The organism is Brevundimonas faecalis (assembly GCF_040549405.1).
In the GTDB taxonomy this organism is placed as follows: Bacteria; Pseudomonadota; Alphaproteobacteria; order Caulobacterales; family Caulobacteraceae; genus Brevundimonas; species Brevundimonas faecalis.
The window spans coordinates 402,322-418,239 of sequence record NZ_JBEPTF010000001.1 but is presented as its reverse complement, the minus strand read 5'-3'; the positions used below and the strand labels follow the sequence as shown (position 1 = coordinate 418,239).

The 15,918-nt window shown below is 62.3% G+C and carries 15 protein-coding genes; 4 read left to right on the top strand and 11 right to left on the bottom strand.

What is annotated here, in order from left to right:
• Nucleotides 1-23 precede the first annotated feature (23 nt).
• Nucleotides 24-1,718 (top strand): M1 family metallopeptidase, encoded by a 1,695-nt coding sequence (locus tag ABIE19_RS01955; protein ID WP_354087429.1) that lies wholly within the window; start codon nt 24-26, stop codon nt 1,716-1,718.
• A 153-nt stretch (nt 1,719-1,871) separates the two neighbouring features.
• Here the strand turns inward: ABIE19_RS01955 and ABIE19_RS01950 are convergent, their stop codons facing one another.
• The 9 genes from ABIE19_RS01950 to ABIE19_RS01910 all read right to left on the bottom strand — a co-directional run bounded on the left by ABIE19_RS01950 (nt 1,872) and on the right by ABIE19_RS01910 (nt 11,402).
• Nucleotides 1,872-2,408, bottom strand: coding sequence for a PraA/PraB family alkane oxidation protein activator (locus tag ABIE19_RS01950; RefSeq protein ID WP_354087428.1), 537 nt, complete (start codon nt 2,406-2,408; stop codon nt 1,872-1,874).
• Between the two features lie 98 nt (nt 2,409-2,506).
• The gene (locus ABIE19_RS01945; protein WP_354087427.1) at nt 2,507-5,767 is read right to left on the bottom strand and encodes a TonB-dependent receptor; all 3,261 of its coding nucleotides are present in this window, start codon (nt 5,765-5,767) and stop codon (nt 2,507-2,509) included.
• A 96-nt stretch (nt 5,768-5,863) separates the two neighbouring features.
• Nucleotides 5,864-6,802: a FecR family protein gene (locus ABIE19_RS01940; RefSeq protein ID WP_354087426.1), complete on the bottom strand. Its 939-nt coding sequence runs from the start codon at nt 6,800-6,802 to the stop codon at nt 5,864-5,866.
• Between the two features lie 70 nt (nt 6,803-6,872).
• Entirely contained in the window at nt 6,873-7,400 is a 528-nt protein-coding gene (locus ABIE19_RS01935) for an RNA polymerase sigma factor (protein WP_354087425.1), read from the bottom strand.
• Nucleotides 7,401-7,467: 67 nt separating this feature from the next.
• On the bottom strand, nt 7,468-8,040 hold the full coding sequence (locus ABIE19_RS01930; RefSeq protein ID WP_354087424.1) for an HNH endonuclease: 573 nt from the start codon (nt 8,038-8,040) through the stop codon (nt 7,468-7,470).
• A 140-nt stretch (nt 8,041-8,180) separates the two neighbouring features.
• Nucleotides 8,181-8,579 (bottom strand): ASCH domain-containing protein, encoded by a 399-nt coding sequence (locus ABIE19_RS01925; RefSeq protein ID WP_354087423.1) that lies wholly within the window; start codon nt 8,577-8,579, stop codon nt 8,181-8,183.
• Nucleotides 8,580-8,654: 75 nt separating this feature from the next.
• Nucleotides 8,655-9,302, bottom strand: a complete 648-nt coding sequence (locus tag ABIE19_RS01920; protein ID WP_376855284.1) for a trimeric intracellular cation channel family protein — start codon at nt 9,300-9,302, stop codon at nt 8,655-8,657.
• Nucleotide 9,303: 1 nt separating this feature from the next.
• A complete protein-coding gene (locus ABIE19_RS01915) occupies nt 9,304-9,954 on the bottom strand; it encodes a DNA-3-methyladenine glycosylase family protein (protein WP_354087421.1) in 651 nt (216 codons plus the stop codon).
• Nucleotides 9,955-10,085: 131 nt separating this feature from the next.
• Nucleotides 10,086-11,402 (bottom strand): hypothetical protein, encoded by a 1,317-nt coding sequence (locus ABIE19_RS01910; protein ID WP_354087420.1) that lies wholly within the window; start codon nt 11,400-11,402, stop codon nt 10,086-10,088.
• Nucleotides 11,403-11,727: 325 nt separating this feature from the next.
• Between ABIE19_RS01910 and gluQRS the strand changes: the two genes are divergently transcribed.
• The gene (gene gluQRS, locus ABIE19_RS01905) at nt 11,728-12,576 is read left to right on the top strand and encodes a tRNA glutamyl-Q(34) synthetase GluQRS (protein WP_354087419.1); all 849 of its coding nucleotides are present in this window, start codon (nt 11,728-11,730) and stop codon (nt 12,574-12,576) included.
• Between the two features lie 151 nt (nt 12,577-12,727).
• On the opposite strand, the gene ABIE19_RS01900 is transcribed toward gluQRS, so the two are convergent.
• Nucleotides 12,728-12,931, bottom strand: a complete 204-nt coding sequence (locus tag ABIE19_RS01900) for a cold-shock protein (protein WP_354087418.1) — start codon at nt 12,929-12,931, stop codon at nt 12,728-12,730.
• A 232-nt stretch (nt 12,932-13,163) separates the two neighbouring features.
• Nucleotides 13,164-14,273, bottom strand: coding sequence for a serine hydrolase domain-containing protein (locus ABIE19_RS01895; RefSeq protein ID WP_354087417.1), 1,110 nt, complete (start codon nt 14,271-14,273; stop codon nt 13,164-13,166).
• Nucleotides 14,274-14,371: 98 nt separating this feature from the next.
• Between ABIE19_RS01895 and ppk2 the strand changes: the two genes are divergently transcribed.
• Together ppk2 and ABIE19_RS01885 are read left to right on the top strand one after the other, a co-directional pair.
• Entirely contained in the window at nt 14,372-15,115 is a 744-nt protein-coding gene (gene ppk2 / locus ABIE19_RS01890) for a polyphosphate kinase 2 (RefSeq protein ID WP_354087416.1), read from the top strand.
• 32 nt (nt 15,116-15,147) lie between these two features.
• On the top strand, nt 15,148-15,915 hold the full coding sequence (locus ABIE19_RS01885; RefSeq protein ID WP_354087415.1) for a COG4705 family protein: 768 nt from the start codon (nt 15,148-15,150) through the stop codon (nt 15,913-15,915).
• The last annotated feature ends 3 nt before the right edge of the window (nt 15,916-15,918 follow it).

The following is a 15,918-nucleotide window of genomic DNA, read 5'->3' as shown; positions in this document are numbered from 1 at the left end:
CCTCGTCTTCCGGAGCCGAAGCCTTGCGCCTGACCGCCGCCCTCTGCCTGACCACGGCCCTGCTGCCCTCGCCCGCCCTGGCCCAGGAGGCGCAAGCGGCGCGCGACAGCACGCCCTTCACCCTGTCCAGCGGGACGCCGCGTACGGCGTCCCAGACGGCCCTGACCTTCGACAAGGCGGACCTGTCCTTCACCGTCCTGCCTGCGGAGCAGGCGCTGCGCGCCGAAGCCGTGCTGGACTTCACGCCCAAGGCGCCGATCGAGACGATCGAGCTGGAGCTGGACGTCGTCTTCGACATCTCCGCCGTCCAGGTGAACGGCCAGTCCCTGCCGCGCGGCGCCTGGAGCAATCCGGACGGCCGGCTGACCATCCCCCTGCCCCGCCCCTTCGCGGCGGGCGAGCCTGTCAGCCTGCGCATCGCCTATTCCGGTCGGCCGCATCAGGCCAGGCGCGCCCCGTGGGACGGCGGGTTCGTCTGGACCACGACGCCGGACGCCAGGCCTTGGATCGCCAGCGCCGTCCAGGGCGAGGGCTGCGACCTGTTCTGGCCCTGCATCGATCACCCGCAGGGCGAGCCGGGTCGGGCGGACCTGCACATCACCGTCCCGTCCGAGCTCAGCGCCCCGGCCAACGGCCGCTTCCTGGGCAAGACCGACAACGGAGACGACACGACCACCTGGAACTGGACCGCGCGCCAGCCCGACACCTACGCCATCACCCTGAACGTCGCGCCCTATGTAGAGATGAGCGCCGACTATCGCAGCCGCTTCGGCAATGTCGTGCCCCTGCACTTCTGGCGGCTCGCCTCGACCGATCCGGCCAAGGCCCAGGCCCTGTTCGACGAGCTCCCCAAGATGCTGGACTTCTTCGAGGCGACGGTCGGCCCCTTCCCCTTCGGCGACGAGAAGATGGGGGTGGTGGAGACGCCCCACCTGGGCATGGAGCACCAGACGATCAACGCCTACGGCAACGGCTACAAGCTGGACGGCAAGGGCTACGACTGGCTGCTGCAGCACGAACTGGCCCACGAATGGTTCGGCAACCAGATGACCAACGCCGACTGGGACGACATGTGGCTGCACGAAGGCTTCGGCACCTACATGCAGCCCCTCTACGCCCGTTGGCTGAACGGAGAGCGGGCCATGCAGGCGGAGCTGCAGACCATGCGCCTGACCCTGTCGAACCGCTTCCCCGTGGTTTCAGGCCGGCCGCAGGACGCGGCGACCGTCTATGACGACGACACCGGGCCGGGGCTGGATCTCTATTACAAGGGGGCGCTGATCGCCCACACCCTGCGCCTCTTCATCGGGGACCAGGCCTTCTATGAATCCCTGCGCCGCCTGGTCTACGGCCGCCCGGACCCTGCACCGGGGAATTTCACGCCGCGCTACGCCACGACCCCGGAGTATATCGCCATCGTCAACGCGGTGACGGGCCGCGACCTGACCTGGTTCTTCGACGCTTATCTGTATCAGGCCGCCCTGCCTGACCTGGTCATGACCCGCGAAGGCGACCAGGTGACCCTGGAATGGAAGACCGGAAACGGCCGCCCCTTCCCCCTGCCGGTTGAGGTCGAGGTAGACGGGCGCATCCGCACGCTGCCCATGACGGGCGGGCAGGCAAGCTTCATCGCGCCAAAGGCGGCACATATTTTACTGGACCCGCGATCAAAAGTACTACGCAGAATAGAATATATAGAAAAATGGAAATCCACATAAATCGATTACATATAAGTAAATTAAAAGAAAAGCCGAACATTAAATGTTCGGCTTAGTATGATGTGGAAACATCAGAGAAAACAAGCAACAATCATAACGCTTGCGCCGGATATGGCCCGAAGATTAATCTTCGGGCCAAAGACCATCACTATACTAGACGATATCAAGCGGTCCGGTTGCAGTGGTAGGCGTCACTTTCAGCTTACCATCCACCGTGCAAGGTGCACTTGCGCCGGTCGAGAACAGATAGCCAGGCGAAGTAGCCCCCACCGGAATGGTAATCTCGCCCGGATTGGCGACAACGGAGATGAAGGGATCAGGACCCGTAACGGACAGGGTACCTTGGCATTGGCCATTTACAGCGAAAACATCAACATTGAACTCGAATTGATTGGTCGCCGCATTCAGAGCAGTCACGCTCCACGGGAAGTTAACAGGGATTACGGGAGCGCCGCAGGCAGGATGAAGCCCTGGACCAAAGGTTCCAGAATTGATCTGGGCCGTTCCATTTGAAAAGACCTCAAGCTCAAACTGAGCAGCACAGACAACACCCGGAATGGTTTGGTATAAATTCAAGTTACCATTCAGATTATACTTTCCAGGCGTAACAAAAGATTGTGCACTAGCAGCAGAAACGCCCATAACAGAGATAAACGCTACAGCCGAAGCGACAGTAAGAAACTTCTTCACAGCAACCTCCATAGTTAAATTTGATCATTCAGAATGAATTGACCAACGCAAACCTGCAACAATCGAAAAAAATAGTCAACGCAATTGTATCGTTAATTCTAGAATTTAGCAGTTACTGAAAATCCATAAACTCTTGGATCGAGAGTAAATACATTTGTAGTTAACATCGTATCATCGCTGTTAACAAAGGCGTCAACAATTGGAGAATTGTCGAAAACATTCTTAATGTATGCATTGAACATCACTCCACTATTTCTATTTTCAACACTCAATGATACATTTGCATTATTCCATGATTTTATTCTGTCAAACTCTGTATTATATACCCGAAAATAACTTTCGGCCTGAGCATAATAATCACCCCTTAAAGTAATATCGAGATGCCCAATATTCCACTCGTATTGAGCACCAACGCTTGCAGTCCACCTCGGAGAATTTGGCAGTTCATTTCCACCCAGATCAGCCATAAAGCCGCGCCCACGATTAGGAGCATCCCGAAGCGGATTATACTCTACGCCAAATAACCTGTAGAATGGCAAACCACCAACCATAGCGGGATCAAAAGATCCCAATCGAGCCGACCCCCCACAAAGCACCTGAAGAGCATTTAGCTTAAAGGCTTCCGGATAAGCTGACTTTAATATTTTTTCAGCAATATTAGCCGGAGCAACACAATTGGATGGAACCTGAACCCATGGCCTCAAAACAACCCAATCATCATTACCTTGAGTTCTATTCATTACATCAATAGAGCCCTCACCATCATCTATCCTAGTTTGCAGATATCCAACATTTGCATCAATTCTAAACTTCGGAGTTACATTGTAATTTGCTTCAAATTCTAACCCATAAATTACAGCATCAAAATTCTCATTTAAAGAAATCCTGTCCACAATTTGTGAAACTTGGTAATCTTTATAGTCATAATAAAAAGCCGTCGCGTTAAAACGTACACGCTCATCATAAAGCTTTGATTTAATGCCAAGTTCAAATGCATTGAGATACTCTGGATCGAATGTTTCTGCTAGGGGATGATATTGCACCACACGCGGATCCAAATCGGCTCGGGGAGGATTCGATCCACCCCCCTTATATCCACGAGCATAGGAAGCATAAGCCATCAGATTATCCGACGGCTTCCAATCCAGAACCAAGCGGCCAGTGACCGCGCCCCACGACTGACGTATGTCCGGCAACGCGGGGAACCCCCTGGATACAGCCCCACCAGTCGCCGGCCCAGGCTGCCCATCATCTTTGGAGCCTAGCAATAGCTGCGTAGGGTACGGAGTCGATGTCTTTTTATCGTTCGTGTATCTCAAACCGGCAGTCAATCTAAGGGAATCTGAAATATTGTAATACCCCTCACCAAATACGCCCCACGATCTAGTTGAGACTTCATTTTTACTTCTAAAATAATTATGACCATCTCCAGACAAATTACTCATAGGAGAAAGATCCACATAAACACACTCAGCCTTTTTACCATCAGTACAATTGCTAGTTACTCTACTTCCATCCGGAAGGAGAACAACATTATAAAAATACTGAGCTACCATAGTGAAAAGATTATTGAATACATAATAATCATCTTTTGTATCAAATTTAAGATAATTTGCGCCTATATTAAAATTGAACACGCCATTAAAATTTGATTGCAGCCTGAACTCTTGAAACAATTGACTATTGTCTGATTTACTTAAATCTGCAGCAAGCATCCTTCTAGATGGCCCGAGTTGAGGGTCTGTAAATACCCCACCTGGGGCCGACAGGGAATTTTGTATCGGCCTCAAATAAACAGCATCAACCAAATTATCACTATTATTTATAATTTCATTAGAAGCAAATCTCATATAATCTTGAGACGACCAAAAATCATCCTTACTATATGACGTTTGCGATATGAATTTTAGATTTTCACTGATATCAAAATTTACATTTAATTGATAGACGTCGTTTGTTGCTATAAATTTTGGATCATAGCTTGTAGATATTTCTCTCAAATTTCTGGACTGAACAACACCTGAATAGGGATCTATATTTTGATCTATGCCATTTACAGCGACATACTGATTTCCAGTGGGACGAGCACCGTAAAGAACTCCACTGGCGGCCCAAACCTGCGCCATTCCCATACCATTGGGAGTTCCATAAGCTTCATCTGAATATAGCGAACCTGGAAGGCACCCTTGACTGAGACGGCCTTGGATAACTTTACTCGTTACAGCATACGATCCAATTTGGGTCGGACCTGGATCACGGGTGCAGAGCTGCTTTCCTGTACGGGAACGATTATCGTCTTCACCAAAATGCTCCCAAATCAGGTTGATATTGAGCCGATCACTAGGCTCCCACATCGCTGACAGACGGGTCGAATATAGGTCGCGATTGTTTACCCACGTATCGTTAAAGGTGTTGTGATCAAAGCCATCTCGCTTCGTCACCGCCGCTGCCGCCCGCACCCAGAAGGTGTCGGTGAGCGGAATATTGACCATCATCTGACCCCGCATGGAGCCATAATTCCCCGCTTCCGCCTTCAACATCGCTTCGAAGTCCGGCCCTGGCAGATTGGGGATCATGTTCACCACGCCTGCCGTGGCGTTGCGCCCGTACAGAGTGCCTTGAGGCCCGCGCAGAACCTCGACCCGGTTCACATCCAGGTATTCCTGCTCGAACAGACGGTTCCGTATCAGGGGGGTGTTGTTAAAGCTGACCGCCACGGCCGGATCCGAGGATGCAGACACGGCCTTGGTCCCGATCCCGCGGATCGAGAAATTGTACATGCTGAAGTTGGCCTTGGAGAAGCTGACGTTCGGGATGGCGCGCAGCAGTTCCGACCCGCCTTCGATCTTCATCGCATCCAGGGTTTCCGCCGAGAAAGCCGAGACGGCGATCGGCACGTCCTGGATGGATTCCTCACGTTTCTGGGCCGTGACGATGACGTCGGCCACTGCGGTCGCGTCCTGTCCCCCGTCCTGGCCGGACGGTCTGAGGTCGTTTCCCCCCGCGTCCCCCTGGCCCGCGCGCACAAGGCGAACAGCATTGGGACCGGCGAACTCGGCCTTTAGCCCCGTGCCCGCCAGCAGGCGGTCCAGCGCTTCACCCACCGGCATTTCGCCCGAGACGGCGGTGCCGCGCAGGCCCGCGGTCAGGGATTGATCGGCGGCGACGGAGATCCCGGCCTGGCGTCCGAATTCCAGCAGACTCTGCGACAGGGCGGCGGACCGAATGTTGAAGTTGGCTCGGGCGGACTGGGCCGCAGCCCCGTCGACGGCCGAGACCGCGATCAAGAGGGCGGCGCAACCGGCCCCCGCCAACATGCGCAGACGCGAAAAACGAACAGGCGTAGGCCGAGCTTCCATGTGCCTCTCCCTCCCAAGAGATGGTTGTTTGGGAGGTAGACGTTCCCGCCCCGCAGACACCCTACCGAAGCATGAAGATTTTTCCGAACGCGGCCGTCAGGCGGCGGCTTTCAGCGCGTCCTCGCGGCCGGCGTCATGCACCTCCGCCCCAAGCAGCGCAGCCAACCGCTTCACCGTGTCCGCACGGTCGTCGATCACCAGACGCAGGGTCACATGGCGGCGTCCCAGGATCGGATCAGCCAGAAGCGGCCGCTCATAGAAACGGTTGACGTCGCGGACGACCTGACTGACCGGCGCGTCCTCATAGGTCAGGACGCGCTGACGCCATTCATCGACGGAGCCGGCGGCGACCTGGGTCACCTTCAGGTCCGTGCGCGGCGGGCTCGACGTATTCTTGACGTGCAGTCGCTGGCCAGCGCGCAACAGGACCGGCCTGCCTCCGCCGTCCAATCGCCGAACCTGGACCACGCCCTCCTTGACGGCGACGTCCAGGCTTTCGTCCCGATTGCGGACGTTGAAGGCGGTGCCGACGGCCCGCACCTCATAGCCGGCCGTGCGCACCAGGAAGGGCCGCTCCGGATCCTTGCGCACGACGAAGGCGGCCTCGCCCTCGTTCAGATGCACGACGCGCTCGCGGGCATTGATGTCGTATCGGGCCTGGGTGACGACGTTCAGGGCCATGATGCTGCCGTCCGACAACTCCTGGCTGCGCTGCTCCCCGACGCCGGTTTGGGCGGTCTGGCGATCCAACCGCCACCAGGCGCCCGCGCCCAGACTGACGGCCAGGCCCAGGACGAGGACGGCGGCGATCGCGGCGCGGTTCGGCCGGAAGGCGCGGCGACGTGCTGCGACGCCCATCTTCCCGACGCTGGACACCTCGCCCCAGACCTCGTGCATGCGATTGAGCGCGGCCTGATGAACGGGATCCGCGCGCCAGGCGTCGAAGGCCTGACGCTCGTCCAGAGGCATGGGACCGCGGCGCTGGGCCGCGAACCACTGGGCCGCTTCTTGTTCGATGTCGTCGTCTACAATCATGCACAAGAACGTGGGCGAAACCGGGGAGGTTGAAACGATACAACCATAGACGAGTGAACAGCGCTACGCCCTAGTCGTCGCCGTCATCTGTTCGCATGCCGCGCGCCAGCTGCAGCATGGCCGCCGAGATATGCTTCTCCACCGCCTTGACGGTGACGCCCATGCGACGTGCGATCTGCGGATAGCTGAGCCCGTCGATACGGTGCAGCAGGAAGGCCTCGCGTCGTCGGTCCGGCATGCCGTCGATGACGGACAGGGCCCGGCGCAATCGTTCGTTGGCCAGCAGGGCCCGCTCCGGGTCCGGCGCCGAGGAAGGCTGCTGCTCATAGGCGGTCGCCTCCTGGAACAGGCGGGCCGCCCGTCCGCGGCTGCGCATCCGGTCGATCACCAGGTTGCGGGCGATGCGGAACAGCAGATGCGCCGGCGCCGCAACCGGCTCGCGCCGCGCCGTCTCCACCAGTTTCAAACAGGCGTCCTGGGCCAGATCCGCTTCATCATCACGCACCTTGCGCGTGATGGCGCGCAGGCCCGCCGCGTGCTCGCGGCAGGCCGCATCCAGATCGACGGTCTGCGCTTCCTGCAATGATCGCTTACCCATGGCCCCTCCCCGGACCAGTGTTAGCTGGACGGGACTGTCCCTCAGAGGCGGGCGGCCGTCAAGGCGGTCAGGGCTCCAGTTCAATGTCCCAGTAAAGGTAGTCGAGCCAGCTCTGGTGCAGATAATGGGGCGGGAAGCGACGGCCCGCCTCCTGCAACTCCCAACTGCTGGGCTGGTGGGCGGCGCGGCGCATCAGGGGCATGCCGGCCTGCTGGGGGGTACGGCCGCCCTTGCGCAGATTGCAGGGGCCGCAGGCGGCGACGATGTTCCGCCAGGTGGTGCGCCCGCCCTGGGCGCGGGGAATGACGTGGTCGAAGGTCAGGTCCTGGGCCGGCGAGGACCGTCCGCAATACTGACAGGCGAAGCCGTCGCGCAGGAAGACGTTGAAGCGGGTGAAGGCCGGCTGGCGATCCTGGTCGATATAGGACTTCAGGGAGATGACGCTGGGGAGTTGCATCTCCAGCGAAGGGCTGCGCACCACCTTGTCATAGACGGCGACCACATCGACCCTTTCCTGCCAGACCGCCTTCACGACCTCTTCCCAGGGCCAGATCGACAGGGGGTAGTAGGACAGGGGGCGGAAGTCGGCGTTCAGCACCAGGGCGGGAAAACCGGACGGAGGGCGGGTCAGGACCTGCATCGGGCCCTCCCGTTCACGCGGGGGGATATCGAGGCGACAGGAGTGAGGACACGTCTCCTTCCCTAGTCTTGCAGGGAAAGCCTACGCCTGATTCCCGCTCATCGCCATGACCGTCGCGCAGCGTTTTCGTGACGCTGCTTTCAGAAGGCCTCGACCAGCTCGAACCGTTCGCAGACCACCTTCATGCCCGGCGCCCAGGTCCCTTCGCGGCGGTAGTAGGCCTCGTGCGCGTCGCGCCACCATTCATAGGTCAGATCGCCTTCGCCCTCGGCGCGGGCGAAGTCCTCGCTGACCTCCTCGAAGGGCATGATCTCGACCTCGGTCGTGCGGATGGCGCAGCGCGGATTTCCCGCTCCGTCCAGGATGACGCTGATCTCGCCCACGGTCGGCATGATGTCGGCCTCGCACGACGCCAGGGACGAACAGGTCGCACGCTTGCCGCCCGCCAGCACCAGGGCCAGCAGTTCGTCGGCCAGCTCAGGGCTGTCGCCGAAGGGCCACTGGGGCGCGTCACGATAGGCGGCGGGGATCGCGTTCATCAGGACCTCGATATCGGTTGAACAGCGCTGGCGAAGCCCGGCGCCGCTCAGCTTTATATCGTCGTTCTCAGGAGCTCAATATCGGCTGGGCGCGCTGGGGAAACCCGGCAGGCTCCATCCCCACAGCAGGGCCCCGGCCCGCAGGGCGAAACCGGCGACCACCGCCGCCCCGACCGCCGGCCAGGTCGGAACCGTCAGGGCCTTCAACACCACGAAGAGGGTGGCGGCCAGAAGCGCCGCCGTGATGTTCAGTTCGCGTCGCAGCAGGATGGACGGCTGGCCCGCCAGGACGTCGCGCACGATGCCGCCGAAGCAGGCCGTCACCGTGCCCATGACGATGCAGATCAGGGGCGACACGCCGTATGAGGCCGCCTTGGCCGCCCCCATCACGCCGTATGCGCCCAGCCCCACGGCGTCGAGCCACAGCAGGGCCCGGAAACGCCAGCTGCGCGCGCCCAGCATCCAGAAGCCCACCGCCGCCGCCAGGCAGACGGCGATATAGCGCCAGTCCTGCACCCAGAAGACCGGCGCCCCGATCAGCAGGTCGCGCAGCGTCCCGCCCCCCACGCCCGTGATGGCCCCGAAGAAGGCGAAGGTGACGAGGTCGTGCTTCTCACGCGCGGCGGCCAGGGCGCCGGTGGCGGCGAAGACGGCCACACCCGCGAAATCCAGCAGGGGCAGAACGGTTTCGGGCCGTGCGAGGTCGGGCTGGATAGGCGTCAAGTCAGAGGTCCTCCAGCGCGATATCGCCGCGCTTGACCCCTCCATACCATCCCCACAGCAGATGCGCCGCGACTCCGCGATGCGGCCGCCAGATTTCGGCGCGGGCGTAGGCCTGCTTCTCGTTCGGCCGCGTCTCATCGCGATCCGCCCAGCGCATCGCCTCCTGCAGGGCGACGTCCCCGCCGGGGAAGACGTCCAGACGTCCCTCACAGAACATCAGGAAGGTCTCGGCCGTCCATTTGCCGACGCCCTTGATAGCGACGAGGGCTGCGACGGCCTCGGCGTCGTCCAGTCGTTCCAGATGATTGAAGTCGATGCGGCCTTCGGCGTGGGCGCGAGCGATCTCGTGGCCGTATTTCGCCTTCTGACCCGACAGGCCGAAGGTGCGCAGGGTCTCGACATCCAGCGCCAGCACGGCGTGCGGCGTGACCGTCCCGCCCAGCCCCTCGACCGTCCGCTTCCAGATGGAGGCGGCGGCGGCCACCGAGACCTGCTGCTCCACGATCATGCGGAACAGGCCTTCATAGCCGCCCGGCCGCAACCGCCACTCGAACACGGGGGTGGAGGCGTGCGCCCGCGCCAGCGCCGGATCGGCGGCGGCCAGGGCTTCGCGCGCAGCGGCCAGGGCGACGGAGGAAGGAGCGACGGGCATGTCGCCATGCTAGGCTGAGGCCGCCCTCGCTTGAAAGCGCTTTGTCCGGCGACAAGGCGGTCCATGTCCGGAAACCGCCATCCCCGATGCGAACGCGCGGCCGGGACATCTCCCGGCCGCGCTGGACTGCTCTATTTCGCCACATAGGCTCCGGTCGCCGCATAGCGACTGTTCGCCGTCAGCGGATAGAGGGCGAAGATCAGATAGTCGGTGTTCGCATTCGGGGTGAAGGCCTTCTGGAAGGTCTGCGGCTGGTTCGTCAGCTCGACCGTCATCAGGTCCGATCCCGTCAATGCGCCCGTGCTGTCGCGTTCGATCACCTGGACCTGAACCGCCGGCTTCGGCTGCCCCGCCTGCCAGTCAGGCGCGAACATCATCGCCCCGTACCGCAGCGCCCCGGCGACGTTCGGCTTGGGGATGGTCTGGGCCACGACCTCGCCGTTCGGAACCTGCGACACCTTGAAGGTCATGGTGCAGTTGCCGTTGGTGCTCCACGGCGCGCCGGCGAGCCACCCCATCGTCATGCTCGATGTCGGATTGATGGTCGTCCAGGGCGAAAGCTGGCAGACGGAGCTGGAGCCCGGATAGGCGTAGGGGCCGCCGACATGCGTGTTCGCAAGGTGGTTCCGCGAGGTGTAGAGCGGATCGACCGGCCAGGTCAGGGCACGACTGTCGACCGGCGACACGCCCGCCGGCTGCCACGGCGTCGTCAACGGCACGACCTTGGACCAGTCATGACAGTCGGCGAGATAGAAGGCCTTTTTCCGCATCTGAGCGTCATAGAGACTGTTCGGGCATTGGTCCTTGATGAGCTGCGGCGTCTGCCCCGTGCCCAATCGCCAGGCCTCCCAGCGGGTCACGCCGTACTCGCGGGTGAAGTAGTTGACCTCGACCGCATCGCTGTTGGGCGCGAAATGATGAACTCGGATCGTGTCCATCGTCTTCCCCGTCGCATAGGTCTGGGACGGAACCCAATCCCAATCCACCGTGGCTGCGGACGTCGCAATCTGCCCCGGGCAGGCCGGAGCATAGGTCGTCGGGGACGCGGACCCGCCCTGTGCGAAGGCCGCTGACGAGTTCGGGAACAGTTTCCAGCCCGCCGCCCGACAGTCGGAGGTCCACCAGGGCTGCCAACCGCCGCTCGGATCGAAGGTGCCGCGGAAGAAGACATTCTGAGCGTCGGCGCCCAGGATGTTGTAGCCGCCGTGCTCTGCGTTGAAGTTGACCATCCCCGGGAACAGGGGATCGTCATTGATCTCCGACGCATAGAAGTAGGTCTGGACGCCGCGCGACACACCTGCCGTGTCGGCGATCGGGTAGGAGTCGCTGATCTGGACGTCCAGGAAGTCGATCTTGTGATACGGCAAGGCCTCGCCGACACGAAGCTTTCTGCGCGAGTTCGGGCAGCCGACGGGGTCCGCGCTGATCGCCGTGTCGTTTGCGTCCACGCAGACCATCTGCGTCAGGAAATCAGTCGGCGTTGCTTGCGCCGCTGCGGGACCAGCGCTCACGAGAACCGCGAGGGCGCCGCCAGCGAACATTGCGGCCCGGGTGTACTGAAAATGTGACTTCAAGATATTCTCTCCAACAAGCGATCGCCCAAAAGCGAACCCTGAGAGAATGAGACAGCCCGACACTCAGGCTTGAATATCGTTGATATAAAAAATTAATTTGTTAAAAATCAATGCAATAAATTCAGACTCCATCCGAGTCGCCGCGCTGCCGCCCGCACAGATGTCGGATCAACCAACAGCCGCAAACCCAACTCGAGCCATGTTCGCCACCCGCTTCGCCCCCTCCCCTACCGGCCGACTGCATAGGGGCCACGCCTTTTCGGCCCTGACGGCCTGGATGGCGGCCAGGGCGGCCGGCGGCCGGTTCGTGCTGCGGATCGAGGACATCGACCCGACGCGTTGTCGACCCGAGTTCGAGGTCGGAATCCTTGAAGACCTGGACTGGCTGGGTCTGGGCTGGGAAGCGCCTGTGCGACGTCAGTCCGATCATCTGGCCGACTACGCCGCCGTGGTCGAGGCCCTGGCCGCGCGTGGTCTTCTGTACCGCTGTTTCCGTACACGGAAGGAAATTCTCGACGCCATCGGCGATGCGCCGCATGGACCGGTCGAAGCCGCCCGCCCCGGCCCGCATCCTGCCGAGGAAGAGGCCCGGCTGTCGGCCGAGGGACGAGCCTTCGCCTGGCGGCTGTCGCTGGATCGGGCGCGCGAGGCCCTGGGCCGCGAGGCCTGGGACGGCTTGAGCTTCTTCGAGGAGGGCCAGGGCCCGAACGGCGAGACAGGCCGCATCCGCGCCCGGCCAGAAACGGCGGGCGACGTCGTTCTGGCGCGCAAGGACGCCGGAACCGCCTATCATCTGGCCGCGACCCATGACGACGCCCTGCAGGGGATCAGCCATGTGATCCGGGGCCAGGACCTGTTCGAAGCGACCCATGTCCAGCGCCTGATCCAGGCCCTGATGGGCTGGCCCGAGCCCGTCTATCGCCACCACCGCCTGTTGACCGGCCCCGACGGCCGCCGCTACGCCAAGCGCGACCGCTCCGTCACCCTGGCCGAACTGCGCGAAAGCGGCATGACGGCCGAAGCCCTGAAGGTCGAACTGGGCTTCTGATCCTCAAGCGCCGCCACGCTCAAGCCCGACGCCGCGAATAACCCCGCGCGCTCAAGCAGCGAGCCGCCGCGCGGCAAGCGATAGCGCACAAAAAAGACGCGGAGGTCGCCCCCCGCGTCTTCAATCGTCGGAACCCGTAGGCTCCAGGGCCTTAGAGGACCTTGAGGTCCACAGCCGAGGTCTTGCCGCGCTGGGTTTCCAGCTCGTATTCGACCTTGGCGTTTTCATCCAGACCGGCCAGACCGGCCTTCTGAACAGCCGTGACGTGGACGAAAACGTCCGAGCCGCCGGTGTCGGGTTGAATGAAGCCGTAGCCCTTGGTGGGGTTGAACCACTTGACCGTGCCGGTCGCCATATCTGCGTCTCCGTAAACGCGCTTTGCCAGGCGGGCGTCCACACGGGAGCACCCGTCAGCCCATCTGGGACAAGCTCGTTCAGGCGAAGGAGCGAGACGCGGGTTTGGACCCCACGTGAAATCCGGACTGCGGCGATGTTGTCACCCGACTATCCACAAGTCGTCAACTGTAAAGCGAATCCGATCGCCGCAGGGCTTGGTTAAGATCAGACGGCGAAACGGCCTTCCCTGATCAGGCTCCGAGCAGGCCAAGGGCCAGGGCCTGGCAGGCCGGCCCGCCGCGCACGCCTTCGTTGGACATCCCCATGACGGCCTGGCCGCCCGCCGGATCGACGATGACGATGGCGTGCCACATAGTGTTCGATCCCTCATGCGCCACGACCGCCCCCTTGGCCCAGGGCTGGGGCGGCAGAACGATCCAGCCGCAGGCGTAGGCCTGCCCCTCGGCGGGCGTGATCAGGCGTCGGACGGTTTCGGGCTTCAGCCAGCCGTCGCCCTCGTTCAGGAAGACCTTCAGGAAGCGGGCGTAATCCGCAGCCGACATGTGGACCGTCCCCGCCGGCCCCAGGGCCAGGGGATTGTCCGAGCCGGAGTCCTCGGGATCCATAGGCGTCGCCGTCGCCCCGACCCTGCGGTGCCCCCAGGCGTTGTCGCCCTTGGGCGCGCCGAAGCCCGCCGAAGCCAGGCCCAGCGGCGCGAACATCTCGGCCTGCATGACATCCTCCCACGACCGGCCGGTGATCGCCTCGATCGCCGCCCCGATCAGGACGTAGTTGGCGTTGCCGTATTCGAAGGTCCCGCGCGTCCCCGACGGCGGCGCGGCCAGGGCCTTTTCGACGATGGCCCGCCTTTGCTGCGGCAGGGACCTGGCGTCAGCCCGCGCCGTCATCAGCCAGGCCATGCCCATGACGGCGTCGTCCTTCAGCCCGGCCGTATGGGACATGAAGTCGTCCAGGGTCGCGCCCGACCAACCCGCATCCATGGTCATGCCGGGGAAGGCCGCCGCCAGGGGCATGGCCCACTGCGCCCGCCCCTGCTCGATCAACCGGGCGAGGACCGCGGCCGTCATCGCCTTGGTGTTGGAGCCCAGGTGCCAGCGATCCCCGGCGTTCACGACAGCCTCGCCGTCCGCGCGGCGCAGGCCTGTCGCTCCCGACCAGGCCAGTCCCTGTCGCGTCGCGATTCCGCCCGCCAGGGCCACCGGCTTCACCTGCTCGAACGCCCTGGCCAAGGCGGCGTCGCGCCCGGCAGTTTCCGCCTGCGCGGCGGCCGGGTCTGCGGCCAGGCCGGACCCGGCCGCCACGGCGGCTCCGGCGATGAGGGCTTTGCGGCGATCGATCATTTCATGCTCCTTTGCGAGCCCAGCCTGCCGCCCGCCTCTGGCGACGCCAGTGAATTCGCCGCAATGTAGGCCTATCGCGACACAAGGACGCAAAGCGCATGGCCAAGATCGACTACGACGAAGCCCTGGAAGCCCTGCAGATTCAATTGGTCGAAAGCCAGGCCTGGGCCATCGAGCAGGGCCTGAAGGTCGTCATCGTCCTGGAGGGCCGCGACACGGCTGGAAAGGACGGCGCCATCAAGCGGATGACCGAGCACATGGCCCCGCGCCAGACCCGCGTCGTCGCCCTGCCTAAGCCGACCGAGCGCGAGACCACCCAGTGGTATTTCCAGCGCTACGCCGCCCATCTGCCGGCGGCGGGCGAGATCGTGATCTTCAACCGCTCCTGGTACAATCGCGCCGGAGTCGAACCGGTCATGGGCTTCTGCACGCCCGAACAGCATGAGCGCTTCCTGCACGACGTTCCGCACTTCGAACGCATGCTGACCCAGTCCGGCGTCCTGCTGATCAAGCTGTGGCTGGACATCAGCCGCGAGGAGCAGGCCCGTCGTCTGGAGCAGCGCCGCGATCACCCGCTGAAGCGCTTCAAGGTCTCGCCCCTGGATGCCGAGGCCCAGGCTCGCTGGGACGCCTATTCCGACGCCCGCGATCAGATGCTGAAGCGCACCCATCTCGACTACGCGCCCTGGACGGTGGTGGCGACGGACAACAAGAAGAAGGCCCGGCTGAACATCATCCGCCACGTCCTGCGCCGCCTGGACTACCCCGGCCTGGAGGCCAACAAGCCCGATAGCGACATCGTCTTCCCCGGCGACAAGGCCGAGGGGCGGCTGGCGAAATAAGGTCTTCCCTCACTCCTCCCGAAGGACCGGTCATGACCCGGCAAGAGAGCGAAATCCTCAGCAAGGTCCCTGCCGTCACCCTGGGCTTCTGGGTCATCAAGATCCTGGCCACCACACTCGGCGAGACGGCGGGCGACACCGTCACCATGACGATGAAGCTGGGCTATCTGGCCGGGACAGGCGTCTTCATGGCCGCCCTGGCGGTGCTGGTCTGGCGTCAGATCGCAGCCAGGCGTTTCCACCCCTTCCTCTATTGGACGACCATCATCGCCTCGACCACGGCGGGCACGGCCCTGGCCGACTTCGCCACCCGATCCCTGGGCATAGGCTATACAGGCGGATCGCTGTTGCTGCTGACCTGCGTGCTTGCGTCGCTGGCGGCATGGCGTTGGACCACCGGCTCAATCGCTTCCGATGCGATCAGCTCTCCTCGCGCCGAGGCCTTCTACTGGCTGACCATCACCTTTTCCCAGACTCTGGGCACGGCGCTGGGCGACTGGACCGCCGACACCGGCGGGCTGGGCTATGTCGGCGCGGCCCTGGTCTTCGGCGTCCTGCTGGCCGTCGTCGCCGGCCTCTATTTCTGGACGAAGGTGAACCGGGTCATGCTGTTCTGGGCCGCCTTCATCCTGACCCGGCCTCTGGGCGCCACGGTCGGCGACTTCCTCGACAAGCCGCTGGATCACGGCGGTCTGGCCTTCAGCCGCCCCTTGGCCTCCGCCGTTCTGGCGGCGGTGATCCTGGCGTTGATCCTGATCCTGCCCCAGCGCGCCGGGCGACACCCCGGCGAGGCGACCTGACGT